This is a genomic window from Microbacterium sp. CCNWLW41, from assembly GCF_037083505.1.
The window spans coordinates 11,811-35,136 of the sequence record NZ_JBAOJP010000005.1 but is presented as its reverse complement, the minus strand read 5'-3'; the positions used below and the strand labels follow the sequence as shown (position 1 = coordinate 35,136).

The 23,326-nt window shown below is 71.1% G+C and carries 17 protein-coding genes and 2 riboswitches; of the genes, 9 read left to right on the top strand and 8 right to left on the bottom strand.

Annotation, left to right across the window (positions count from 1 at the left end):
* The first annotated feature begins 46 nt into the window (after nucleotides 1-46).
* Complete coding sequence (locus tag V6R91_RS18570; RefSeq protein ID WP_336396761.1) at nucleotides 47-2,065, top strand: ABC transporter ATP-binding protein; 2,019 nt, start codon at nucleotides 47-49, stop codon at nucleotides 2,063-2,065.
* A gap of 15 nt (nucleotides 2,066-2,080) precedes the next feature.
* Here V6R91_RS18570 and V6R91_RS18565 read toward each other — a convergent pair whose 3' ends face one another.
* The 6 genes from V6R91_RS18565 to V6R91_RS18540 are packed head-to-tail and all read right to left on the bottom strand — an operon-like array spanning nucleotide 2,081 to nucleotide 8,773.
* Complete coding sequence (locus tag V6R91_RS18565; RefSeq protein ID WP_336396401.1) at nucleotides 2,081-3,034, bottom strand: glycosyltransferase family 2 protein; 954 nt, start codon at nucleotides 3,032-3,034, stop codon at nucleotides 2,081-2,083.
* A gap of 50 nt (nucleotides 3,035-3,084) precedes the next feature.
* A complete protein-coding gene (locus V6R91_RS18560) occupies nucleotides 3,085-4,239 on the bottom strand; it encodes a cysteine desulfurase family protein (RefSeq protein ID WP_336396760.1) in 1,155 nt (384 codons plus the stop codon).
* Between the two features lie 22 nt (nucleotides 4,240-4,261).
* Nucleotides 4,262-5,119 (bottom strand): carboxylating nicotinate-nucleotide diphosphorylase, encoded by an 858-nt coding sequence (nadC, locus tag V6R91_RS18555; protein WP_336396400.1) that lies wholly within the window; start codon nucleotides 5,117-5,119, stop codon nucleotides 4,262-4,264.
* The gene (nadB, locus tag V6R91_RS18550; RefSeq protein ID WP_336396399.1) at nucleotides 5,113-6,696 is read right to left on the bottom strand and encodes an L-aspartate oxidase; all 1,584 of its coding nucleotides are present in this window, start codon (nucleotides 6,694-6,696) and stop codon (nucleotides 5,113-5,115) included. Before nadB ends, nadC begins: the two co-directional genes overlap by 7 nt.
* Nucleotides 6,693-8,045: a quinolinate synthase NadA gene (gene nadA, locus V6R91_RS18545; protein WP_336396398.1), complete on the bottom strand. Its 1,353-nt coding sequence runs from the start codon at nucleotides 8,043-8,045 to the stop codon at nucleotides 6,693-6,695. Before nadA ends, nadB begins: the two co-directional genes overlap by 4 nt.
* A gap of 26 nt (nucleotides 8,046-8,071) precedes the next feature.
* The gene (locus V6R91_RS18540) at nucleotides 8,072-8,773 is read right to left on the bottom strand and encodes an NUDIX hydrolase (protein ID WP_336396759.1); all 702 of its coding nucleotides are present in this window, start codon (nucleotides 8,771-8,773) and stop codon (nucleotides 8,072-8,074) included.
* Between the two features lie 154 nt (nucleotides 8,774-8,927).
* Between V6R91_RS18540 and V6R91_RS18535 the strand changes: the two genes are divergently transcribed.
* The 4 genes from V6R91_RS18535 (at nucleotide 8,928) to gcvP (ending at nucleotide 14,929) form a co-directional block, all read left to right on the top strand.
* Entirely contained in the window at nucleotides 8,928-10,100 is a 1,173-nt protein-coding gene (locus V6R91_RS18535) for a MarP family serine protease (protein WP_336396397.1), read from the top strand.
* Between the two features lie 87 nt (nucleotides 10,101-10,187).
* Nucleotides 10,188-10,284: riboswitch (glycine riboswitch) on the top strand.
* Nucleotide 10,285: 1 nt separating this feature from the next.
* Nucleotides 10,286-10,395, top strand: a riboswitch (glycine riboswitch).
* A 48-nt stretch (nucleotides 10,396-10,443) separates the two neighbouring features.
* Entirely contained in the window at nucleotides 10,444-11,661 is a 1,218-nt protein-coding gene (locus tag V6R91_RS18530; protein WP_336396396.1) for a glycine cleavage system aminomethyltransferase GcvT, read from the top strand.
* Nucleotides 11,658-12,041, top strand: coding sequence for a glycine cleavage system protein GcvH (gcvH, locus tag V6R91_RS18525; RefSeq protein WP_336396395.1), 384 nt, complete (start codon nucleotides 11,658-11,660; stop codon nucleotides 12,039-12,041). The genes V6R91_RS18530 and gcvH overlap by 4 nt, the downstream gene beginning before the upstream one ends.
* Nucleotides 12,038-14,929: an aminomethyl-transferring glycine dehydrogenase gene (gcvP, locus tag V6R91_RS18520; RefSeq protein ID WP_336396394.1), complete on the top strand. Its 2,892-nt coding sequence runs from the start codon at nucleotides 12,038-12,040 to the stop codon at nucleotides 14,927-14,929. The genes gcvH and gcvP overlap by 4 nt, the downstream gene beginning before the upstream one ends.
* Before the next feature lie 36 nt (nucleotides 14,930-14,965).
* Here gcvP and V6R91_RS18515 read toward each other — a convergent pair whose 3' ends face one another.
* Nucleotides 14,966-15,835, bottom strand: coding sequence for a CPBP family intramembrane glutamic endopeptidase (locus V6R91_RS18515; protein ID WP_336396393.1), 870 nt, complete (start codon nucleotides 15,833-15,835; stop codon nucleotides 14,966-14,968).
* A gap of 186 nt (nucleotides 15,836-16,021) precedes the next feature.
* On the opposite strand from V6R91_RS18515, the gene V6R91_RS18510 reads away from it, so the two are divergent.
* The 3 genes from V6R91_RS18510 (at nucleotide 16,022) to V6R91_RS18500 (ending at nucleotide 20,723) form a co-directional block, all read left to right on the top strand.
* Entirely contained in the window at nucleotides 16,022-17,845 is a 1,824-nt protein-coding gene (locus V6R91_RS18510) for an ABC transporter family substrate-binding protein (protein WP_336396392.1), read from the top strand.
* A gap of 171 nt (nucleotides 17,846-18,016) precedes the next feature.
* Nucleotides 18,017-19,534: an ABC transporter permease gene (locus V6R91_RS18505; protein WP_336396391.1), complete on the top strand. Its 1,518-nt coding sequence runs from the start codon at nucleotides 18,017-18,019 to the stop codon at nucleotides 19,532-19,534.
* 1 nt (nucleotide 19,535) lies between these two features.
* Nucleotides 19,536-20,723: an ABC transporter permease gene (locus V6R91_RS18500; protein ID WP_336396390.1), complete on the top strand. Its 1,188-nt coding sequence runs from the start codon at nucleotides 19,536-19,538 to the stop codon at nucleotides 20,721-20,723.
* A gap of 7 nt (nucleotides 20,724-20,730) precedes the next feature.
* Here V6R91_RS18500 and V6R91_RS18495 read toward each other — a convergent pair whose 3' ends face one another.
* Complete coding sequence (locus V6R91_RS18495; RefSeq protein ID WP_336396389.1) at nucleotides 20,731-21,339, bottom strand: PH domain-containing protein; 609 nt, start codon at nucleotides 21,337-21,339, stop codon at nucleotides 20,731-20,733.
* A gap of 32 nt (nucleotides 21,340-21,371) precedes the next feature.
* On the opposite strand from V6R91_RS18495, the gene V6R91_RS18490 reads away from it, so the two are divergent.
* Nucleotides 21,372-23,177 (top strand): ABC transporter ATP-binding protein, encoded by a 1,806-nt coding sequence (locus V6R91_RS18490; protein WP_336396388.1) that lies wholly within the window; start codon nucleotides 21,372-21,374, stop codon nucleotides 23,175-23,177.
* Nucleotides 23,178-23,326 lie beyond the last annotated feature (149 nt).

The following is a 23,326-nucleotide window of genomic DNA, read 5'->3' as shown; positions in this document are numbered from 1 at the left end:
GCACGAGCCTAGCGTCGGCGGGCGGAATTAGGCTGGCGGGGTGAGCATGCGCGGTGGTGGAGGCGGCGGAGGGCACCCCGGGTTCCGGCCGGTCGACACCGAGGCGCAGCGCAAGGCCAACGCCGAGGCTCCCCGGATCCCGAACCTGGGCCGCCGGGTCGTCGCGCTCTTCCGGCCGTACACGTTCTCGATCGCGATCACCGGCGTGCTCGTGGTCGTGGGAGCGGGCATCGCGGTCATCCCGCCGCTGCTGGTGCAGCGGGTCTTCGACGACGCGCTGTTCCCCGTCGACGGCTCCGCCCCCGACCTGACGCTCCTCTGGCAGCTCGTGCTGGCCATGATCGTGCTCTTCCTGCTGTCGGCCGTGGTCGGCGTCGTGCAGACGTGGCTGACGTCCACGGTCGGCAACCGGGTCACCGGCGACCTGCGGGTGAAGCTGTTCGACCACCTCCAGTCGATGGAGCTCGGGTTCTTCACGCGCACCAAGACGGGCGTCATCCAGTCGCGTCTGCAGAACGACGTCGGCGGGGTCTCCGGCGTGCTCACCAACACGGTGACGAGCATCCTCGGCAACACCGTCACGGTCGTGGCGTCGCTGGTGGCCATGATCCTCATCGACTGGCGGCTCACGATCATCGCGGTCGTGCTGATGCCCTTCCTCATCCTCATCCAGCGCCGCGTCGGCCAGGTGCGGGCGCGCATCGCCGGCGAGACGCAGGAGTCGCTGTCGGAGCTGACGGCCATCACCCAGGAGACGCTGAGCGTCTCGGGCATCCTGCTCTCCAAGTCCTTCAACCGTCAGCGCACCGAGTCCGCCCGCTATGCCGACGAGAACGTCAACCAGGTCCGCCTGCAGGTGCGGCGGGCCATGAGCGGGCAGGGCTTCTTCGCCGTCGTGCAGGTCATCATGGCCAGCGTCCCGGCGATCATCTACCTCGTGTCGGGCTACCTCATCGGCAGCGGCACCGACGCCATCACCGCCGGCACGATCGTCGCGTTCACGACGGTGCAGGCGCGGCTGCTCATGCCGCTCATGGGCCTCATGCGCGTCTCGCTCGACCTGCAGACCTCGGCGGCGCTGTTCGCGCGCATCTTCGAGTACCTCGACCTGGTGCCGGCGATCAAGGACGCCCCCGATGCGATCGACGTCTCGCAGGCGCCGGGTCCTGTCGGGCGCATCGAGTTCCGCGACGTGGTGTTCCGGTATCCGGATGCCGCCCCCGACACGAGGGCGACCCTGCAGGGCGTGTCCTTCGTGGCCGACCCCGGCCAGCACGTCGCGTTCGTCGGGCCGTCCGGCGCGGGCAAGACCACCGTGCTGTACCTGACGCCGCGACTGTACGAGGCATCCGAGGGATCCGTCCTGTTCGCGGGCGAGGACGTGCGGCGGCTCCGGCAGGAATCCATCGTCGACAGCGTCGGCATCGTGTCGCAGGAGACGTACCTGTTCCACGCGACGATCCGCGAGAACCTGCGCTACGCCAAGCCCGACGCGACCGACGCGGAGCTTGAGGCCGCCTGTCGCGCGGCCAACATCCACCACGTGATCGAGCGCTTCGAGCAGGGCTACGACACCGTCGTCGGCGAGCGCGGCTACCGTCTCTCGGGCGGCGAGAAGCAGCGGATCGCCATCGCCCGCGTGCTGCTGAAGGACCCTCCCGTGCTGCTCCTCGACGAGGCGACGTCGGCCCTCGACACGGTGTCGGAGCGCGTGGTGCAGGAGGCGTTGGATGCCGCGGCGCGGGGCCGCACCACCCTCTCGATCGCCCATCGCCTCTCGACGGTGATCGACGCCGACGTGATCCATGTCGTCGAGGCCGGCCGCATCGTGGAGTCCGGCACGCACGGTTCGCTGCTGGCCGCCGGCGGACTCTACGCCGAGCTCGCGGCGCAGCAGCTCGCGACCACCCGCATCCTCGAGGCGGAGGTCGATCAGCCGCCCGCCGATCACCCCGAACGCCGCGCCGACACCGCGCCGGACCAACCCCTCGCGCTCACCGCCGCGCAGCTCGAGGAGCGCGGCATCGGGCGGGCGGTCGTCGGCGACCGGCCGCTCGAGGGCTGATCCGCGCCGGCGACGTCACCACAGGGATGCGGCGGCCAGCGCCGTCGCCGCGGCGTCGGGCAGCGACCCGGGCTCGGCGTGCGGCGTCAGCGCCCGGGCGAACGAGCCGAGCGCGCGGCGGTACGCGTCGTCGGGGTGGTGGCGGGCGATGTCGACGAGCGGCGGCAGGTCCATTCCCAGGATCAGCCGGACGCGGGATGCCACCGCCCGCTGCTGTCCGGCCGCGTCGAGCACCGCGACCCCGCCGGAGAGGGCTTCCAGGTAGTCGCGCAGCACGGGCAGCTCGCTCTTGTGCTGGGTGATGGAGGAGCCGTCCGCGCGCTCGCGCCATTCGACGACGACGTCCGGGATGACGTCGAACGCCCGCGCGCGCGTGTACATCTGCTGCGCGACGACCTGGTCCTCGTAGGCCTTCCCGACGGGGAAGCGCAGGCCGGTGCGCTGCCACAGGTCGGCTCGGCTGACCTTCGACCACGCGACGATGTTGCCGGACGCCTCCGGGTGCCGGGCGAGCGTCGTGCCGACCCGCGCCGGATCGGTCGCGGCGGCCACCCACGGCTGCACGCTCCCCGCCTCGTATCCGCCGGCGGTGTCGGGCCGCAGCCGCACGTACGCGCCCACCGCGAAGTCGCTGCCGCTGGCGGCGACGGTGCCGACGAGCCGCTCCAGGGCCCGCGGCGCAAGCCGGTCGTCGGCGTCGAGGAAGCCCACGAACGGGGTGCGCACGAGGTCGAGTCCGGTGTTGCGCGCCGCGCCCAGTCCGCGCTGCCGGGGATGATGGATCACGGTGAAGCGCTCGTCGTGCGCCGCCGCGGCGTCGAAAAGCCTGCCGGTGTCGTCGTTCGAGGCGTCGTCGACGAGGATGGCGACCCAGTCCGTGCGCGTCTGGGCGCGGAGGGATTCGAGCGCCTCGGCGGCGTAGAGCGCCACGTCGTACCCGGGGACGATGACGGTCACGGCGGGGGTCACCGTCCGATCCTACGGGCGCGGCGAGGCGGCCCGGCGCCGCGGCGCCGGCGTCATCGGCCCGGTGCGGCGACGGCCGCGACCGAGGCGGCGACGGCATCGGCGACGGCGTCGAGAGGGGCGTTGAGCCAGCGCGGGAAGGTGAAGCGCACGGCTGTCCGGGCGACGTCGGGTGCCACGCCCATGGCCACGAGCACGTGCGACGGCTCGTCGCTGCCGGCGGCGCAGGCGGACCCGCTCGACGACACGACGCCGCGCCGTTCCAGCTCGAGCAGCACCGCCTCGCCGCTGGTGCCGGCGAAGGTGAAGCTCGCCGTGCCGGGAAGCCGGTGCACCGGGTCGCCGGTGAGCCGCGCCGGCGGGATGCTCTCGAGCACCCGCGTGATGAAGCGGTCGCGGAGGGCGCTCACGCGCGCGGATGCCGCCACGCGGTCGGACTCGGCCAGCTCCAGCGCCGTCGCCAGCCCGACGGCGCCCGCGACGTCCTCGGTGCCGCTGCGGCGGCCGCGCTCCTGCCCGCCGCCGTGGAGCAGCGGCTCGAGCGGGATGCGCCCGCGCACGCAGAGCACCCCGGTGCCCTTGGGTGCTCCGAGCTTGTGGCCGGCCAGCGAGATCGCGTCGTACCCGAGTTCGTCCGCCGACAGCGGCAGCCAGCCCGCCGCCTGCACGGCGTCGAGGTGCAGCGGCACCCGCCGATCGCGCAGGAGCGCCGCGATCGCCGCGGCATCCTGCACCGTGCCGACCTCGTTGTTGGCGTACCCCAGGCTCACCAGCGCCGTGTCATCGCGCAGGCTCTCGGCCACAGCATCCGGATCCACACGTCCGTGCGCGTCGACGGGCACCCGCGTCACCGCGTACCCGTGCACGCGCTCGAGGTACGCGACGGATTCGAGCACCGACTCGTGCTCGATCGGCGTGGTGATGACGTGGGCGCGCCGGTCGTCCCGGCGCTGCGCGGCGGCGATCGCGATGCCCTTGATCGCGAGGTTGTTGGCCTCGGTGCCGCCCGAGGTGAAGACGACGTCTCCCGATCGCAGGCCGAGCACGCGGGCGACGCGGGTGCGGGCGTCGGCGAGAGCGTCGGCCGCCGCCTCGCCCACGGTGTGGTGGCTGGACGGATTGCCGTACCACCGGGTGAGGTACGGCATCATCGCCTCGAGCACCTCGGGGCGCACCGGTGTCGTGGCGGCGTTGTCGAGGTACAGCATGCTCATCGTGCGCCTGCCCGGGTCACGGGGCGTCGAGGCGCACGTCGAGCCCGAGGTCGAGTGCGCGGGCGGAGTGGGTCAGCGCGCCGACGGAGACGACGTCGACGCCGGTCTCGGCGATCGCACGCACGGTCTCGAGCGAGACGCCGCCGGACGCCTCGACGGTCGCCCGGCCGGCCACCTGGGCGACGCCCGCGCGAAGATCCTCGAGCGAGAAGTTGTCGAGCATGATCGTGCCGATGCCCGCGGCGAGCACCGGCTCGATCTGATCGAGGCGGTCGACCTCGACCTCGATGTGCGTCGTGTGGGGGAGCAGGTCCTTCGCCGAGCGCAGCGCAGCGGTCGCCGACACGCCCTTCTGCGCGAGCACGGCGAGGTGGTTGTCCTTGGCCATCACCGCGTCCGACAGCGAGTGGCGGTGGTTGCGGCCGCCGCCGTCTCGCACCGCCTTGCGCTCGAACGAGCGCAGGCCCGGTGTCGTCTTGCGGGTGTCGGCGATGCGGGCGCCGGTGTGCGCCACCTCGGCGACATAGGCGCCGGTGAGCGTCGCGATGCCCGACATGCGCTGGACGAAGTTGAGCCCGATGCGCTCGGCCTGCAGGACGCCTCGGGCAGGGCCGGTCACGACCGCCAGCACGGCTCCGGGCTCGAACCACTCGCCGTCCTCGACGACGAGCTGGACGTCGGTGCGCGGGTCGGTGAGCCGGAACGCCGCCTCGAAGACCTCGCCGCCGGAGAAGACGCCGCGCTCCCGCGCGACCAGGTCGGCGCGCGCGACCGCGTTCTCGGGGATGAGCGCCTCGCTCGTGAGGTCGCCCCACGGCGCGTCCTCCTCGAGTGCGAGCGCGACGACCCGATCGATGTGGGCACGGCTCAGCATGCGACCGCCTCCTTCACCGCGCCGACGGGGACGGGCGCGGCATCCGAGCGGAAGTGCGCCCCGACGGACTCGCTGCGGTCGCGGGCCGCCGCCACCAGGTGCTCGGCGACGAGGAGCAGGTTCTCGTCCTCCCGGTCGTGCTCGGAGGAGGGGGCCCGGTGCTGCGCACGCCACGCCGCGATGACGGATGCCGCGTGCGCGAGGCCGGCCTCGTCGCGCCGGAGTCCGGCGTGCTCCCACATCAGGTGCTGCAGCGCCGCTCGCGTGAAGGCCGGTGCGCGCCCGCCTTCCGCGCAGTGCTCACGCGTCCCGGACGTCGGCGGCACGGGAGCGGGCCACGATGCGGATGCCGCGTCCGCGGCGATCGCGTCGCCGGCCCGGGCGCCGAACACGGCGCCCTCCAGCAGCGAGTTGGACGCCAGCCGGTTCGCTCCGTGGACGCCGGTGCGGGCGACCTCGCCGACCGCGTACAGGCCCGGCAGCGTCGTGCGTCCGTAGAGGTCGGTCACGACCCCGCCCATGAGGTAGTGGGCGGCCGGCGTCACGGGGATCGGCTGGCGCGCCCAGTCGAGCCCGCGCTCGCGCACCGCGCGGTCGATCGTGGGGAAGCGGCGGGCGAGGAACGCGGCGCGCTCCGCGGGGTCGGCGGAGTGGATGCCCGTTGCGTCGAGGAGCACGGGCCGGCCGTCCTGCTCCTCCATCCGCCGCGCGATCGCCCGGGCGACGACGTCCCGGGGTGCGAGCTCGCCGTCGGGGTGGGCGTCGAACGCGAAGCGGCGGCCACGCTCGTCGACGAGCGTCGCGCCCTCGCCGCGGACCGCCTCCGACACGAGGAACGAATCGCCGACCGCGAGCACCGTCGGGTGGAACTGGAAGAACTCGAGGTCTGCGACGGCCGCGCCGGCCCGGACAGCAGCGGCGATGCCGTCGCCCGTCGCCACCTCGGGGTTCGTCGAGTGCGCGTAGAGCTCGCCGGCGCCGCCCGTCGCCAGCACCACCGCATCGCCCGCAAGCGCCTCGCGGCGGCCGGGTGAGGAATCCGTCTCGCCGACCAGCAGCTCCACGCCCGTTGCCCGGGTCCCATCGGTCAGCAGGTCGACGAGGAACGCGTGTTCGATGACGGTCACGGCGCTCGACCGCAGGCGGGCGACCAGCGCCCGCTCGATGGCCGTGCCGGTGGCGTCGCCGCCGGCGTGGAGGATGCGCGGATAGGAGTGCGCCGCTTCGAGACCCTTCACGAATCCGCCGCTGCCGTCGCGGTCGAACGCGACCCCCAGGTCGATCAGCTCGCGGATGCGGTCAGGGCCCTCGTCGACGAGCACCCGGACGGCGTCGGGGTCGCTGAGGCCCGCTCCGGCGACGAGGGTGTCGTGCAGGTGGTCGTCGGCGCGGTCGTCGTCGAACATGACGCCCGCGATCCCGCCCTGGGCGTACCGGGTGTTGGCGTGCTCGAGGACGTCCTTGGTCACCAGCGTGACGCGGCATCCGTGCTCCACCGCGTGCAGGGCGGTAAGGAGGCCCGCGATGCCCGACCCGACGATGACCGCGTGCGGAGCGCGGTCCGGCTGCGGAGTCATGATGCGTGCTCCCATGCGGCGGCGGGGGCGGCGGGCGGCTTGGCGGCGAGCATGCGCTCCAGCGCCAGTCGTGCCGGATCGGCGACGTCCTGCGGCACCGTGATGCGGTTGCGCACCTCGCCGGCCACGAGACCCTCGAGCACCCAGGCGAGGTAGCCCGGGTGGATGCGGTACATCGTCGAGCACGGGCACACGACGGGGTCGAGGCAGAAGATGTCGTGCTGCGGGTGCTGGGCGGCCAGTCGCTGCACGAGGTTCACCTCGGTGCCGATCGCGAAGGTGGCAGGCTCGGTCGCGGCCTCGATCGCCTTGCGGATGTAGTCGGTCGAACCGGCCTCGTCCGCGGCATCCACGACCTCCATGGGGCACTCCGGGTGCACGATGACCCGCACGCCCGGGTGCTCCGCGCGCGCCTTCTCGATCTGGTCGACCGAGAAGCGGCGGTGCACCGAGCAGAAGCCGTGCCACAGGATCACGCGCGCATCGGCGAGCTGGTCGGCGGATGCCCCGCCCAGCGGCTTGCGCGGATTCCACATGGGCATCTGCTCGAGCGGCACTCCCATCGCCTTCGCCGTGTTGCGGCCGAGGTGCTGGTCGGGGAAGAAGAGGACGCGGCGGCCGCGCGCGAAGGCCCACTCGAGCACCGTCCGCGCGTTCGAGGACGTGCACACGATGCCGCCGTGGCGACCGACGAAGCCCTTGATGGCGGCCGAGGAGTTCATGTAGGTCACGGGGACGACGGGGACGAGGCCCTCCTCGTCGACGGCGTCGAGCTCGCCGTAGACGTCGGCGAGCTGCTCCCAGCACTCCTCGACCTGGTCGATGTCGGCCATGTCGGCCATCGAGCAGCCCGCGGCGAGGTTGGGCAGGATGACCGCCTGCTCGGGCCGCGACAGCAGGTCGGCGGTCTCCGCCATGAAGTGCACGCCGCAGAACACGATCGCCTCGGCGTCCGGGTGCTCGAGCGCCGCGTTGGCGAGCTGGAACGAGTCGCCCACGTAGTCCGCGTGCACGACGACCTCCTCGCGCTGGTAGAAGTGGCCCAGCACGACGACGCGCTCGCCGAGGGTCGCCTTGGCGGCGCGGATGCGCGCGTCGAGCTCTTCCTCGGAGGCCTCGCGATACTCCCGCGGCAGCTCGCCCTGGCGGGGGGCGCCGGTCGGGATCACGTCGCCCATCGACGATCCGGGCCCGTACCCCGGGCGGGCGTCGAAGTCCCACGGACCGGCGGCGAGGTCGGTGTTGCAGGTCTCGCCGGTCTGCGCACCGGCGACGATCGCCTGGATCGCGTGATCGACGGACGCGTCGAGGTCTGGCCGAGGCTGCAGAGCGATGTTGATGGCGGACATGATGGGCTCTCTCGTTCGGGTGCGGGTCAGTCTCGGGCGCCGAGCGGGCCGCGGTCGGCCAGTTCGACGTCCTGGTTGTACCGGTACAGCCGGGCCGGGCGGTGGCTGCCGGTGCGGAACCGGTCGGTGGGGATGAGGGTGCCGGAGTTCTCGACCTGGCGGCGGAAGTTCGCCGGATCGAGGCGCCGGCCGAGGACCACCTCGTACACCTCGCGCAGCTCGGCGAGCGTGAACTCGTCGGCGAGGAGGCCGTGGGCGATGCGGCTGTAGCCGACCTTGTTGCGCAGGCGCCACAGGGCGTAGTCGACGATCTCGTTGTGGTCGAACGCGAGTCGCGGGAGCCGCGTGGCATCGAACCACTCGACGTTCTCGACCGTGCCGTCGGCGATCTCGTCCGCCCGCAGCAGCGCCCAGTACACGATCGAGACGACCCTGGTGGGGGAGCGGTCGACCGCGCCGAACGCGTACAGCTGCTCGAGGTAGCTCGGCGCCAGCCCCGTCGTCTCGGCGAGCGTGCGCGACGCCGCGGCATCAAGGCCCTCCGCCGCATCCAGCCAGCCGCCGGGGAGCGCCCACTGGCCCTCGTGCGGGTCGCGGGTGCGCCGCACCAGCGGGAGCACCACCTGGACGCCGTCGCTGCCGGGAAGGCGGCGCAGCGTGAAGATCACCGTCGAGACCGCGACGCGGATCGCGTCGGCCGGGACGGGGTCGGGTGCTGTTCTTGTCATCATGACTCTAACTCTCCATCCACGATCATAGTGTCAGAGTGACCAGAAGCGAAACCCCTGGGGTAACACGCGCCGGAGCCCGGGTGTCGCGGTGCCCTCACAGGCTCGATGCGTAGCCTGGCGGGAGCAGTCCGGCCGTGCGGAAGGGGTGGCGATGATCGTCGTCGACGTGATCGTCGTCCTCGTCCTGCTGGCCGCTCTCGTGAGCGGTGCGCAGCGGGGCTTCTTCGCGAGCATCGGCACCCTCGCCGGCCTCGCCGCCGGCGCACTGGCCGCGTTCTGGCTGACACCCCTGGTGGGCACCTGGGTCCCGTCGCCGGTGTGGCGCGGCCCCGCCGTGCTCCTCACGGCGGTCGGCCTCGTGTTCGTGGGGGCGGCGCTGGGCTCCGCCATCGGCTCGGCGCTGCGCTCGGGCGCCGACCGGCTGAAGCTCCGCGGCGTCGAGCGCTTCCTCGGTGGCGTCGCCTCGGTGTTCGCCGCCGTCCTCGCGCTCGCCCTCGTGGCTCCTGCGGTCGCCGTCGCCGGCATCCCGGGGGTCTCGTCGGCCGTCGCGTCCTCGAGCATCCTGCGGGGCATCGAGGCCGCCACGCCCGACCCGGTCGCGGCGGCCCTCGCGGAGCTGCGCGGCGCCGTCCTCGACGACGGGCTGCCCGGCCTCGGCCAGCTCCTCGGGCCGGTCACCGTCGAGCCGGCACCGCCGGTCGCCCTGGACGATCCGGAGCTGCAGCGCGCCGCGGCATCCGTCGCCCGCATCACCGGCAACGCGTACGCCTGCGGACGCGGATCGGCCGGGACCGGATTCGTCGTCGCCGCCGACCGCGTCGTCACCAACGCGCACGTCGTGGCGGGCGTCGACACGCCCATCGTCGAGCTCCCGGGCGTCGCCGCGCGCGAGGGACGCGTCGTGTACTTCGATCCCGTGGACGACATCGCCGTGATCGCCGTCGACGAGCTCGGCGCCACCGCCCTGCCGTTCGCTCCCACGCTCGCCGCCGGCGACGCGGCCGTCGTGCAGGGCTACCCCTTCGGCGGCCCGTTCGCCATGGTGCCGGCGGCGGTGCAGTCGGTGGGCACCGCCACGGTCCCCGACGTGTACGACGAGTCGTGGAACCCCCGCGAGATCTATGCGCTGCAGTCCGTGGTGCGGCCGGGCAACTCGGGCGGTCCGGTGCTGACCGCCGACGGTGCCGTCGCGGGCGTCGTCTTCGCGCGGGCGGAGAACGACGAGGACCTCGGCTACGCCATGACGATGGCCGAGCTCACCCCGGTCGCCGCCCAGGCGCCGTCGCTGTCGGACCCGGTCTCGTCGGGGTCCTGCGTGGGCTGAACCGGCGGCGGCGGCGGACGGAATCGCCGAAACCGCGTGGATCGGGTCGCCGACCGGTATGCTGGCCCCGCAAGTCAACAACGGCCCATGACCCGGGCGGGAGAGCCTCGGCAGCGCGATCGCCGGGCACCGAAGGAGCAAGCCTCCCCGCCAATCTCTCAGGTACGCGTACCGTTCGGGCAGGCCGACTCTGGAAAGCGATTCAAGCGACGCGACGCGTCGCCCGGGATCCGCCGACGGTGAAAGCAGGATGCCTCGCATCCGGCGAAGCTCTCAGGCCCATGACAGAGGGGGAGTTCACAGGCGTCGACAGGCGCCTGCCCGCCCACGACCGGGAGAACTCATGACCGAACCGAGCGACGCTCCGCCCCGCACCACCGTCCTGCATGCGCGCCACGAGGCGCTCGGCGCCTCCTTCACCGACTTCGGCGGCTGGCTGATGCCGGTGCGCTACACCTCGGACCTCGCCGAGCACCACGCGGTCCGCACCGCCGCGGGCCTGTTCGACATCTCGCACATGGCCGAGTTCCTCGTCACCGGTCGCGACGCCGCCGCATTCCTGGACTACGCGGTGGCGGGCGCGATCTCGCCGATGCGGGTCGGGAAGGCGAAGTACTCGCTCGTGCTGTCCGAGGACGGCGGCATCGTCGACGACGTCATCGTCTACCGCATCGCGGACGACCGCTTCCTGGTGATCGCGAACGCCGGGAACCGGGATGCCGTGGCCGCCGCGTTCGCCGAGCGCGCGCGCCGCGCGCCCGTGGCAGCGTCCTTCGCCGCAGATCCTCCCGCCGGCGCGGGCACCGAGGCGTTCCTCCACCTCGAGGGCGTGAGCGGCGTCGCGACCGTCGCGGACATCACCGACGAGGTCGCGCTCATCGCGGTGCAGGGCCCCATCGCGCGCGCTGTGCTGGAGGCCGCCCCGCTGGAGGGCACCGACCCGTCGCTCGAGGACCTCGGATACTACGCATGGTCCTCGTCGCGGTTCCACGGCGAGCACGTCTTCATCGGCCGCACCGGGTACACGGGCGAGGACGGCTTCGAGCTGCTCGTTCCGAACCGTGCGGCCGGTGCCCTCTGGGATGCGCTGCTCGCGGCCGGCGAACCGCTCGGCCTGGTGCCGGCGGGCCTCGCCGCACGGGACACCCTGCGTCTGGAGGCCGGCATGCCGCTCTACGGCCATGAGCTCTCGCTCGACGTCCTGCCCGCCCAGGCCGGACTGGGCCGCGTCGCGCCGCTGAAGACGAAGGACGCCGACTTCGTCGGACGTGCCGCACTGGAGGCCGGCGCCGCCGCCGACGCCCCGGTGCTCGTCGGCCTCGTCGCGGAGGGGCGTCGCGCCGGCCGCGCCGGGTACGCCGTCTTCGACAGCCCCGACGCCGACACGCCGGTGGGCGAGATCACCAGCGGCGCGCTCAGCCCGACCCTGGGGCATCCGATCGCCATGGCCTTCGTCCCGCCCGCGGCGAGCGCGCCCGCGACCGAGCTCTACATCGACGTGCGGGGGACGCGCATCCCCGCGACCGTGACCGCCCTGCCCTTCTATCGGAGGAACACATGACCGACCTCACCGCCCTCAAGTACACCGCCGAGCACGAGTGGGTCGCCCTCGACGGCGATGTGGCCACCGTCGGCATCACCTCATACGCCGCCGACAAGCTCGGCGACGTCGTGTTCGTGGAGCTGCCCGCCGTGGGGAGCGCCGTCACGGCCGCCACCGTCGTGGGCGAGATCGAGTCGACGAAGTCGGTGGGCGAGCTGTACGCGCCGCTGACGGGCGAGGTCGTCGCGGTCAACGACGCCGTGGTGGACGACCCCGGTCTCGTCAACGCCGACCCGTTCGGCGCCGGGTGGCTCGTGAAGATCACGGTCGACCCCGCCGCGGTGGCGGGCCTCCTGGACCGCGACGCGTACATCTCGCTGACCGGGGGCGCCGAATGACGGGTCTGTTCGCCGACCGTCACATCGGGACGGATGCCGCGGCCCAGCGGCTCATGCTGGACGCGCTCGGCTACGACAGCGTCGACGCGCTCGTGGCGGCGGCGGTGCCGGCATCCATCCACGCCACGCCGCGGTCCACGAGCGACATCCCGCCCGCTGCGACGGAGGCGCAGGCGCTCGCCGAGCTGCGCGCGCTGGCGTCGCAGAACCGCACCGCGCGCCCGATGATCGGACTCGGCTACGCCGACACGCTCACCCCGTCGGTCATCGCGCGCAACGTGCTCGAGAACCCCTCGTGGTACACCGCCTACACGCCCTATCAGCCCGAGATCTCGCAGGGCCGGCTCGAGGCGCTGATCAACTTCCAGACGATGGTGACCGATCTCACTGGTCTCGCGACGGCGAACGCGTCGATGCTCGACGAGTCCACCGCGGTCGTCGAGGGCATGCTCGTCGCCCGGCGCGGCTCCAAGTCCGCCTCCGACGTTTTCGTGGTCGACGCCGACACGCTCCCGCAGACGAAGGCCCTGCTCGCCCACCGGGCGGCGGCCGTCGGCATCCGGCTCGTCGAGCTCGACCTCGCCCGCGGCGCGACGCTGCCCGACGAGCTCTTCGGCGTGCTGGTCCAGTACCCGGGCGCCTCGGGGAACGTCTGGGACCCCTCGGGCGTCGTCGATGCGGCGCACGTCGCGGGCGGTCTCGTCGTCGTCGCCGCGGACATCCTCGCGCTGACGCTGCTGCGCTCACCCGGATCGTTCGGTGCCGACGTGGCCGTCGGCACGACCCAGAGGTTCGGCGTGCCGCTCGGATTCGGCGGCCCGCACGCCGGCTACATGGCGGTGCGTCAGGGTCTGGAGCGGCAGCTGCCGGGACGCCTGGTCGGGGTGTCGCAGGATGCCGCCGGTCACGCCGCCTACCGCCTCGCGCTGCAGACGCGCGAGCAGCACATCCGGCGCGAGAAGGCCACGTCGAACATCTGCACCTCGCAGGTGCTGCTGGCGGTGATGGCCTCGATGTACGCGGTCTACCACGGTCCCGACGGCCTTCGCGCGATCGCGACCGACGTCGCGAAGAAGGCCGAGGCGCTCGGCGCGCGACTGCGCGAGTACGGGCTGTCGCTGCGGTCGGACTCGTTCTTCGACACCATCCGCGTCGCGACGCCCGGTGCGTCGCGACGCGTGATCGAGCGCGCGCGGGAGCGCGGGTATCAGCTCTTCTGGGCGGACGACGCGACGGTCGGCGTCTCGGTCGACGAGACCACGACCGAGGACGACCTGGCGGCCGTCGCGTGGGCGTTCGGCCTGCCGGAGGGGGAGTTCCTCGGTGCGGGCGCCCAGGGGGAGCGCGTGCTGCCGTTCACCGACGCCGAGCCGCTCGCGGGCGTGCCGGCGGAGCTCCGCCGCGTCGAGGAGTTCCTCACCCACCCGGTGTTCAACACCCACCGCTCCGAGACGGCCATGATGCGCTATCTCAAGCAGCTCGCCGATCGCGACTACGCGCTGGATCGCGGCATGATCCCGCTCGGCTCGTGCACGATGAAGCTGAACGCGGCCACCGAGATGGCGGCGGTGTCGTGGCCGGAGTTCTCACGGGTGCACCCGTTCGCCCCCGAGGCCGACGTGCACGGCTATCTCGCGATGATCGAGCAGCTCGAGGTGTGGCTGGCGGAGGTGACTGGCTACGACGCCGTCTCGCTGCAGCCGAACGCGGGGTCGCAGGGCGAGCTCGCCGGGCTCATGGCGATCCGCGGCTATCACCGGGCGAACGGCGACCCGGGTCGCACGGTCTGCCTCATCCCATCGTCGGCGCACGGCACCAACGCGGCATCCGCCGTGCTCGCGGGGATGCGGGTGGTCGTCGTGGCCTGCGACGACCAGGGCAACGTCGACCTCGAGGACCTGCGTGCGAAGATCGCGGCGCACGCAGACGAGCTCGCCGCGCTCATGATCACGTACCCGTCGACGCACGGCGTGTACGAGCAGGACGTGCTGGAGATCACGCAGGCGGTGCACGACGCCGGCGGCCAGGTGTACGTCGACGGCGCGAACCTCAACGCGCTGCTGGGCTATGCCCGGTTCGGCGACCTCGGCGGCGACGTGTCGCACCTGAACCTGCACAAGACGTTCGCGATCCCCCACGGCGGCGGCGGACCGGGCGTCGGCCCGGTCGCGGCCAAGGCGCACCTCGCGCCGTTCCTGCCGAGCCACCCGTTCTCGCAGCGCAAGGACCACGCCGGCGGCGTGTTCGACGGCGGCCCGATCTCTGCCGCGCCCCACGGCTCGGCGAGCATCCTGCCGATCTCGTGGGCGTACGTGCGGATGATGGGCGCCGAGGGCCTCCGCGCGGCGACCGCGTCCGCGGTGCTCGCCGCGAACTACATCGCGTTCCGGCTCCGCGAGCACTACCCGGTGCTCTACACCGGTGAGGGGGGACTCGTCGCGCACGAGTGCATCCTCGACCTGCGCCCGCTGCGTGAGGCCACCGGCGTGACCGTGGACGACGTGGCCAAGCGTCTCATCGACTACGGCTTCCACGCCCCGACGATGTCGTTCCCGGTCGCGGGGACGCTCATGGTGGAGCCCACGGAGTCCGAGGACCTGGCCGAGATCGAGCGCTTCATCGAGGCGATGATCGCGATCAAGGCCGAGGCCGACCGTGTGGCCGCGGGGGAGTGGCCCGCCGCCGACAACCCGCTGGTCAACGCCCCCCACACCGCCGAGTCGGTCGTGGCCGGCGAGTGGTCGCATCCGTACTCCCGCGAGACCGCCGTGTATCCCGTCCACGCGCTCGTGCGCACGAAGTACTGGCCGCCGGTGCGCCGCATCGACCAGGCCTACGGCGACCGGAACCTCGTGTGCGCGTGCCCCCCGATCGAGGCGTTCGCCTGACACCCCCGGAGCGACGGGATGCCGCGGCCTGGCCCGTCAGGACGCGGCGGCCGGAGTCGGGGTCGGGGTCGGGGTGAGGGTCGGCGTCGGGACGGGCGCGAAGACGCCGGGCCAGAGGGCGACGGCGAGCGGGTACCCGACGAAGGCGACGACGTCGAGCACCGTGTGCGCGATCACGAGCGGCATGACCCGGCCCCATCGGCGGTAGCACCAGCCGAAGACGATGCCCATCACGATGTTGCCGACGATCGCGCCGATGCCCTGGTAGGCGTGGTACGCGCCGCGCAGCGCGGCGGTCGTGAGGATGATCGTCCAGTCGCCCCAGCCCAGGCGGCGCAGGCGGTCGAAGAGGTAGCCGATGAAGATGACCTCCTCCGTCAGCCCGGCGCGCAGGGCGGACAGCAGGAGGAGGGGGACGGTGTACCACGCCGCGTCCAGCGGCGAGGCCACCACCGCGACCGTGATGCCCAGCACCCGTCCGACGGCGTACAGCGCGAGCCCCGGCAGGCCGATGACGGCGGCGAGCAGGATGCCGCGGCCGACGTCGCCGCCGAACCGCGTGAAGTCCAGCCCGATGCGGCGCAGCGCGTTGCCACCCGGCTCCCACAGCAGGTAGACGACGAGGGCCACGAGCGCCAGCGCGAAGAAGACCGACAGGAGCTGATACACCACGTCCCAGACCGCCTGGGCGTCGCGCGACGGATTGACCTGCGTCTGCTGCGAACCCAGCGGGACGGGTGCGAGGAGCTTGCGGACGAGCGAGAGGACGGAGTACACGGCGGACTGGCCGACCGTGATCGCCAGGACGATCCAGACCTCCCACCGCAGTCGCTGCCGGCCATACCGGTCCAGCCGGGGAAGGGTAGTGGATTCCCTCTGGTTCGCGGGCGCGTTCGGGGGAGTCATCTTGTCAGATTGTCACACTCGGCGTCGATTGAGTTAAGGCTCTGTAACGTTTTCGTCGATCGTTTTGACCATCTCACAGCCGGTGCTTATCGTGTTCCCATCCGCGCACCGACCGGTCATCGACTGGTCGTGTGCGCATTACCCTGCACAGGAGGAACAGTGAGAATTAAGCGCATCTCGACTGCGGTGGCACTCACCGCAGTCGGCGCACTGGTGATCTCGGGCTGCACCGCCGGTGGTGGCGAAGAGAACAACGATGACTCCGGTCTCGTCGAAGGCTCGTCGATCACGGCTGCGTGGAACCAGGCGTTCTACTCGATGAACGGCAACACGTCGTTCGGCAACGCGACCGCGAACAACAACATCAACTACTTGGTGCTCGACGGCTTCAACTACTACGACAACACGCCGGAGCTGGTGAAGAACGAGTCGTTCGGCTCGTACGAGCTCGTCAGCGAAGACCCGCTCACCGTCAAGTACACGATCTCCGACGACGCGAGCTGGTCCGACGGCACGCCCGTCGACGCCGCCGACATGCTGCTGCACTGGGCCGCCAACTCGCGCTCGCTGGACACCCCGGACTTCGACCCGGCAGAGTTCACCGACCCCGACACGGGTGAGTTCACCGAGTCGTTCCCGACCGATGTCGTCTACTTCGACTCGGGTGCGACGCCCACGTCGGGCCTCGGCCTGGTCTCGGAGACCCCCGAGGTCGGCGACGACGGCAAGTCGATCACGATGACGTACGACCAGCCCTTCGTGGACTGGGAGCTCACGTTCGCGGGTGTCGGAGCGATGCTGCCGGCCCACATCGTCGCGAAGAAGGCTCTCGAGCTCGACGACAACGAGGCGGCCAAGCAGGCGATCCTCGACGCGATCCAGGACGAGGACGCCGCCGCGCTGGCGCCGATCTCGTCGTTCTGGAACTCGGGCTTCAACTTCACCGAGATGCCCGACGACCCCGAGCTGGTCACCGCGAGCGGCCCGTACATGATCAGCGACTACGTCGCCGACCAGTACGTCACGCTGACCGCGAACCCCGAGTACGCCGGTGACAACACCGCGAACATCGAGGAGATCACGATCCGCTTCATCCCTGACCCGCTCGCTGCGGTCCAGGCGCTGGAGAACGGCGAGGTCGACATCATCCAGCCCCAGGCGACCGCCGACATCACGACGGCGCTCGAGGGCATCGACGGCATCACGGTCAACACGGGCCTCGGCGGCACCTACGAGCACGTCGACCTGCAGTTCGACCAGGGTCGCAACCCGGAGAACATCTTCTCGAACCCGCTCGTTCGCGAGGCGTTCATGAAGACGATCCCGCGTCAGGAGATCGTCGACACGCTCATCAAGCCGATCATCGGCGACGACGCGATCCTGCGTGACTCGCAGCTGTTCGTGCCGGGTGCAGAGGGCTACGACGACTCGGCCGCGAACAACACCTCCGCGGACTACGCCGAGGTCGACATCGAGGGCGCCAAGGCGCTGCTCGCCGAGTCGGGTGTCACCAACACCGAGGTCTGCATCCTGTACGCCTCGAACAACCCGCGTCGTGTGAACGAGTTCTCGCTCATCCAGCAGTCGGCCAACTCGGCGGGCTTCAACGTCACGGACTGCGGCTCGGAGGAGTGGGGCGGCCTGCTCGGCACGCCCGGCGCCTACGACGCGTCGCTCTTCGGCTGGCAGTCGACGAGCCTCGGCGTGACCAACTCGCTGCCGACGTTCGAGACCGGTGGAATCAACAACCTCAACTTCTACTCGAACGCTGAGGTCGACGAGATCATCTCCCAGCTGAACGTCGAGTTCGACGCGGAGGCCCAGATCGAGCTGCAGCAGGAGATGGACCGCCTGCTGTGGGAGGACTTCTACGGAGTCACGATCTTCCAGTTCCCCGAGGTCACCGCCTTCAGCGACCGCGTCACCAACATCGACGCGTCGATCCTCGCCCCGACGATCTTCTGGAACGCCTGGGACTGGGAAGTCACGGACGGCGGCTCGGAGGAGTAAGCGCATAACGGCTCACGGCCGGGCTCATGCCCGGGTCGTGACCGAAGTGGGGTGCAGGTCCCCGAGGGGCCTGCACCCCACCGCGTTAGACTCCTCCTCAGCGGCGGAGGACGGGCCGAGCGTCTCGCCGGCCCTCCTGCGCTGCTTCATCGATTGGCAGGCGGCCACAACATGGCTTCATTCATCATCCGGCGGTTGATCGCGTCGATCTTCGTGCTCTTCGCCGCGACATTCCTGATGTATCTGCTGGTGTCCTTCTCGGGCGATCCCCTCGAGGACCTGCGGCAGAGCAATGCACCGAACAAAGCCGAGCTCATGGAAGCTCGCACCAAGCTCCTCAACCTCGACGTCCCCCCGCCGCTGCGCTACTTCCTGTGGCTCGGCGCGCTCTTCCGCGGGGACTTCGGCATCAGCATCCAGAACCAGCCCGTCAACGCCCTGCTGGGCAACGCGATCACGTCGACGCTGACGCTGGTCACCACGGCGACGATCGTGGCCATCGTGCTGGGCATCACGGTCGGCATCGTGTCGGCGCTGCGCCAGTACACGGGCTTCGACTACGGGGTGACGCTGCTGTCATTCCTGTTCTTCTCGCTGCCCATCTTCTGGGTCGCGGTGCTGCTCAAGCAGTACGGTGCCATCCAGCTGAACAACTGGCTCGGCGACCCGACGATCTCGGTACCCGTGATCATCGGCATGTCGATCTTCGCCGGCTTGATCTGGATGTCGCTGGTCGGCGGGAGATGGCGCCGCCGGCTGACCGTCTTCGGCATCTCGGCGGTCGCCACCGCAGCGGTGCTGACGTTCCTGTCGGTGACCCAGTGGTTCGCAGACCCCAGCATCGGCATCGTCGTGTACGCCTTCCTCGCGATCGGCGTGGCCGTCGGCGTGACGGCCATCTCGACGGGCCTGCGCAACCGCAAGGCGCTGTACGCGTCCCTCATCGTCGCGGCCATCGGCATCGCGCTGTACTCGCCGATGATGAACTACATCCTGAACGGGATGACGCTGTGGGTCTTCGTGCTCCTGGCAGTGGGCGCCGTCGTCGTCTCGGGGGCGATCGGCTGGTTCATGGGCGCTCCCGACCGGGGGCCCGTCGTGCGGACCACCGCGATCGTCGGGTTCATCGTCGCCGCCTTCATCGCGCTGGACAAGTACATGTCGTATTGGGAGGCGTACGCCAACTCCAGCCGCGTGCGCGGCCGTCCGATCGCGACGGTGGGGGCCTCGACGCCTGGACTCGGCGGCAACTTCTGGGTGCAGGGCATCGACCTGTTCACGCACCTGCTGCTGCCCACGATCGCGATCATCCTCATCTCGTTCGCGAGCTACACCCGCTACTCGCGCGCGAGCCTGCTCGAGGTGATGAACCAGGACTACATCCGCACCGCGCGTGCGAAGGGCCTCACCGGTCGCACGGTGATCGTCCGGCACGCGTTCCGCAACGCGCTGATCCCGATCACCACGATCATCGCCTTCGACATCGGCGCGCTCATCGGCGGCGCCGTCATCACCGAGACGGTGTTCGGCTGGACCGGCATGGGCCGCCTCTTCGTCGATGCGCTGGCCGTGCACGACCCCAACCCCGTCATGGCGTTCTTCGTGGTCACCGGCACGCTCGCCGTGCTCTTCAACCTCATCGCGGACCTCGTCTACGCGGCCCTCGACCCGAGAATCAAGGTGGGCTGACATGAACACCACGACCGTCAACGACTCCGACTCGAGGGAGACCGAGGCCAAGGCCGAGATCTCGATCGAGCAGAAGGAGACCCAGGGCCTCAGCCAGGGCCAGATCGTCCGCCGGCGGTTCTTCCGTCACCGCGCTGCGCTCATCTCGATGATCGTGCTGGCGTTCATCGTGCTCCTCGCGTTCACCTCCGTCGGCGTGAACCTGTGGGGCATACGCATCCCCGGGTGGTGGCAGTACTCCTGGGACGAGATCCCCCCGAAGATCGACAACGGCGTTCCGACGCTGAGCCTGTGGCCGCTGCAGTTCGGCGACCACCCGTTCGGCCAGGACGAGGTCGGGCGCGACATCTTCGCGGTCGTCATGCGCGGTGCGCAGCAGTCGATCATGGTGATGGTCATCGCCGGTGTCGTCGCGACGATCTTCGGCGTGGTGATCGGCGCCGTCGCCGGGTACTACGGCAAGCTGACCGACTCGGTGCTCATGCGCTTCACCGACATCATCATCACGATCCCCCTCATCGTGATCGGCTCCGTGCTCGGCAACACGTTCGGCAGCCTCGGTGCGGCCGTGCTCGGCGTCGTCATCGGCCTGTTCGCGTGGACCACCATGGCCCGGCTGGTGCGCGGCGAGTTCCTCACCCTCCGCGAGCGCGAGTTCGTGGACGCCGCCCGGGTCTCGGGTGCGCGGGACCGCCGCATCATCTTCCGGCACATCCTGCCCAACTCCGTCGGCGTGATCGTGGTCAACGCCACCCTGCTGATGGCCGGCGCGATCCTGCTGGAGTCGGCGCTGAGCTTCCTCGGCTTCGGCGTGCAGTCGCCGGACACCTCGCTGGGCAAGATCATCTCCGAGAACCAGGCCGCGTTCTCCACGCGTCCGTGGCTGTTCTGGTGGCCGGGTCTGTTCATCATCGCGATCGCCCTGTGCGTGAACTTCATCGGCGACGGGCTGCGCGACGCGTTCGACCCGCGCCAGAAGAAGATGCCGAGCGAGCGGGCGATGGCCCGCGCGGGTCGGGCGGGCGGACCGGTGGCACCAGAGGTCGACACGACGCCGTCGACCGACGCGGCGATGGTCGACGTCGGCATCCAGACGGCCTACACGGGCGACCGGATCGTGAACTTCAACGATCCGCGCCCCGAGGAGCCCGGCGACGTGCAGCACAAGCCGCTCGATCCGGAGCGGTGACGTGCTCTCACGCCAGCGCGCCGACCACCGTCGCGGCGCCGAGCGCCGCGACGGTGGCGATCGTCCCCCAGTGCCACGTCTGCGTCGACGCCTCGGGGTCGACGCCGCTCGCGAACGCGCCCTCGTCGCGCAGGCGCTCCCAGCGGCCGCGGATGAGCTGGGCCAGGTTGCCGGTGGGCGTCGTGACGGCATCGTTGGGGCGCAGCTCCCCGACCTCGCCCCGCGCGGTCTCACCGACGCCGTCGAAGTCCTTCGGGGCCAGCCCCAGGGTGCGGTGCCGGCCGGGTGCGGGTGCCGCCCACACGGGCACACGGCCGTGGGCGGTGTGCAGGGTGAGCGAGTAGCGGGTGTCGATCGCCGTGATCGACGGCCAGGGCACGAAGCTCGTGCGCAGGACGTTCACCACGGTGATGCCGTGCTCCTGCACGATGAGCGCCGGTCGCCAGAACAGCGCCCACGCCAGCACGCCGACCAGCAGGATCGGCCAGACATAGCGCAGTGCCGCAGCGGGATCGGTGACGATCAGCGCGACGACGCCGAGGGCGCACACCACAACGGTCACGACAGCGAGGATGCGGCCGAACGCCGGCCGGTAGCGGACCTCCTGAAACGACATGACTTCAAGCTTCGCAGATTGGACACCACGGAATGACTGACACGACGGGCATCGACGCCGCTGCGGCGGCGTCGCGAGGAGCCCTTCCGGAGACGATCCTCGAGGTCGACAACCTCGGGGTCGAGTTCTGGGTGGACGGGCAGTTCTACCCGGCAGCCATCGACATGAACTACCAGGTCCGCCGCGGCGAGGTGCTCGCCATCGTCGGCGAGTCGGGCTCCGGCAAGAGCACGAGCTCGATGGCGCTTCTCGGGCTGCTTCCCGAGAACTCCCGCGTCACGGGATCGATCAAGCTGCTGGGCCGCGAGCTGCGGGGCCTCGACGAGGCGGCGCTGCGGTCCCTCCGCGGCAACGAGATCGCCGTGATCTTCCAGGAGCCGATGACGGCCCTCAACCCCGTCTACACCGTCGGCTTCCAGATCATGGAGGCGCTGCGCTCGCACGATCGCGGCATGGCCCCGAGCGATGCCCGGGACCGCGCGGTGGAGCTGCTGCGCATGGTGGAGATGCCCGAGCCGGAGCAGTCGTTCCACAAGTACCCCCATCAGCTCTCCGGCGGTCAGCGCCAGCGCGCGATGATCGCGCAGTCCATCTCGTGCGACCCCCTGCTGCTCATCGCCGACGAGCCGACCACGGCCCTGGACGTGACCGTGCAGGCGGAGGTCCTCGACCTCCTGCGGAACCTGCACAAGCGGCTGGACTCCGCGATCATCCTCATCACCCACGACATGGGCGTGGTCGCCGACCTCGCCGACCGCATCATGGTGATGAAGAACGGCGTCGTGGTCGAGTCGGGCACGGTCGACAAGATCTTCCACGCCCCGGTGCACCCGTACACGCAGCAGCTGCTGGCGTCGGTGCCGCACCTCGGCCTCGGCGTCCTCGAAGAGGCGGAGCCCGGGCCGGCGGAGGTCGTCACCGAGACGTCGGCGGTGCCGTCGGTCTCCTACATCCGCGAGCGCGCCAGCGAAGCGGCCGAGGAGATCATCGAGACGCGCACCCCCGTGCTCGCGTTCGAGGACGTCGCCATCGACTACCCCAAGCGCGGCCGCATCCCGGCGTTCCGCGCCGCCGAGCACATCGATCTCGCGATCTATCCCGGCGAGATCGTCGGCCTCGTGGGCGAGTCGGGCTCCGGCAAGACGACCCTGGGTCGCGCCGCCATCGGCCTGCTGCCGATCGCCGAGGGCAAGCTCACCACCGTCGGCACCGACATCTCGCACGCGACGCAGAAGGAGCTGTTCGCGATCCGCCGCAAGACGGGCATCGTGTTCCAGGACCCCGCATCGTCGCTGAACCCGCGTATGCCGATCGGGCAGTCCATCGGCGAGCCGATCCTGCTCGCCGGGGTCGCGAAGGGCAAGGACCTCGACAAGCGCGTGGAGGAGCTGCTCAGCCAGGTCGAGCTGCCCGCGTCGTACCGGAACCGCTTCCCGCACGAGCTCTCGGGTGGGCAGCGCCAGCGCGTGGGCATCGCCCGGGCGCTCGCGCTGGCACCCGAGCTGCTGGTCGCCGACGAGCCCACCTCGGCCCTGGACGTGTCGGTGCAGGCGCGGTTCCTGGACCTCCTGCAGGAGCTGCAGCAGGAGCTGCAGTTCGCGTGCCTGTTCATCAGCCACGACCTCGCGGTGGTCGACATCCTCGCGCACCGCATCGCGGTGATGCACCACGGCAAGCTGGTCGAGTCGGGCACCCGCGACCAGATCCTGCGCGGGGCGAAGGATCCGTACACGCAGCGCCTCATCGCCGCCGTGCCGGTGCCGAACCCCGAGGAGCAGCGGGTGCGCCGCGAGGCGCGCGCCGCGCTGCTCGAGCGCAGCGGCCCCGCCGCGAGCTGACCCGGCCGGCCTCTGTCGGCGCCGCGCCGTCCCGGTCCTCCGGGGCGGCGCGGAGGCGTTCGCGGGAGACGTCCTGGTCGGACCGGTAGAATGACGGATGCCGGTCCCCTCGACACGTTCAGGGGCCGACCTCGTTCTTCCCCTCACTT

Excerpts from the sequence above, each read along its gene's own strand:
- V6R91_RS18570 (WP_336396761.1), top strand. The coding sequence starts at position 47 with ATGCGCGGTGGTGGAGGCGGCGGAGGGCACCCCGGGTTCCGGCCGGTC.
- V6R91_RS18560 (WP_336396760.1), bottom strand. The coding sequence starts at position 4,239 with ATGCTGTACCTCGACAACGCCGCCACGACACCGGTGCGCCCCGAGGTG.
- nadC (WP_336396400.1), bottom strand. The coding sequence starts at position 5,119 with ATGCTGAGCCGTGCCCACATCGATCGGGTCGTCGCGCTCGCACTCGAG.
- nadB (WP_336396399.1), bottom strand. The coding sequence starts at position 6,696 with ATGACTCCGCAGCCGGACCGCGCTCCGCACGCGGTCATCGTCGGGTCG.
- nadA (WP_336396398.1), bottom strand. The coding sequence starts at position 8,045 with ATGTCCGCCATCAACATCGCTCTGCAGCCTCGGCCAGACCTCGACGCG.
- V6R91_RS18540 (WP_336396759.1), bottom strand. The coding sequence starts at position 8,773 with ATGACAAGAACAGCACCCGACCCCGTCCCGGCCGACGCGATCCGCGTC.
- V6R91_RS18535 (WP_336396397.1), top strand. The coding sequence starts at position 8,928 with ATGATCGTCGTCGACGTGATCGTCGTCCTCGTCCTGCTGGCCGCTCTC.
- V6R91_RS18530 (WP_336396396.1), top strand. The coding sequence starts at position 10,444 with ATGACCGAACCGAGCGACGCTCCGCCCCGCACCACCGTCCTGCATGCG.
- gcvH (WP_336396395.1), top strand. The coding sequence starts at position 11,658 with ATGACCGACCTCACCGCCCTCAAGTACACCGCCGAGCACGAGTGGGTC.
- gcvP (WP_336396394.1), top strand. The coding sequence starts at position 12,038 with ATGACGGGTCTGTTCGCCGACCGTCACATCGGGACGGATGCCGCGGCC.
- V6R91_RS18515 (WP_336396393.1), bottom strand. The coding sequence starts at position 15,835 with ATGACTCCCCCGAACGCGCCCGCGAACCAGAGGGAATCCACTACCCTT.
- V6R91_RS18505 (WP_336396391.1), top strand. The coding sequence starts at position 18,017 with ATGGCTTCATTCATCATCCGGCGGTTGATCGCGTCGATCTTCGTGCTC.
- V6R91_RS18500 (WP_336396390.1), top strand. The coding sequence starts at position 19,536 with ATGAACACCACGACCGTCAACGACTCCGACTCGAGGGAGACCGAGGCC.
- V6R91_RS18495 (WP_336396389.1), bottom strand. The coding sequence starts at position 21,339 with ATGTCGTTTCAGGAGGTCCGCTACCGGCCGGCGTTCGGCCGCATCCTC.
- V6R91_RS18490 (WP_336396388.1), top strand. The coding sequence starts at position 21,372 with ATGACTGACACGACGGGCATCGACGCCGCTGCGGCGGCGTCGCGAGGA.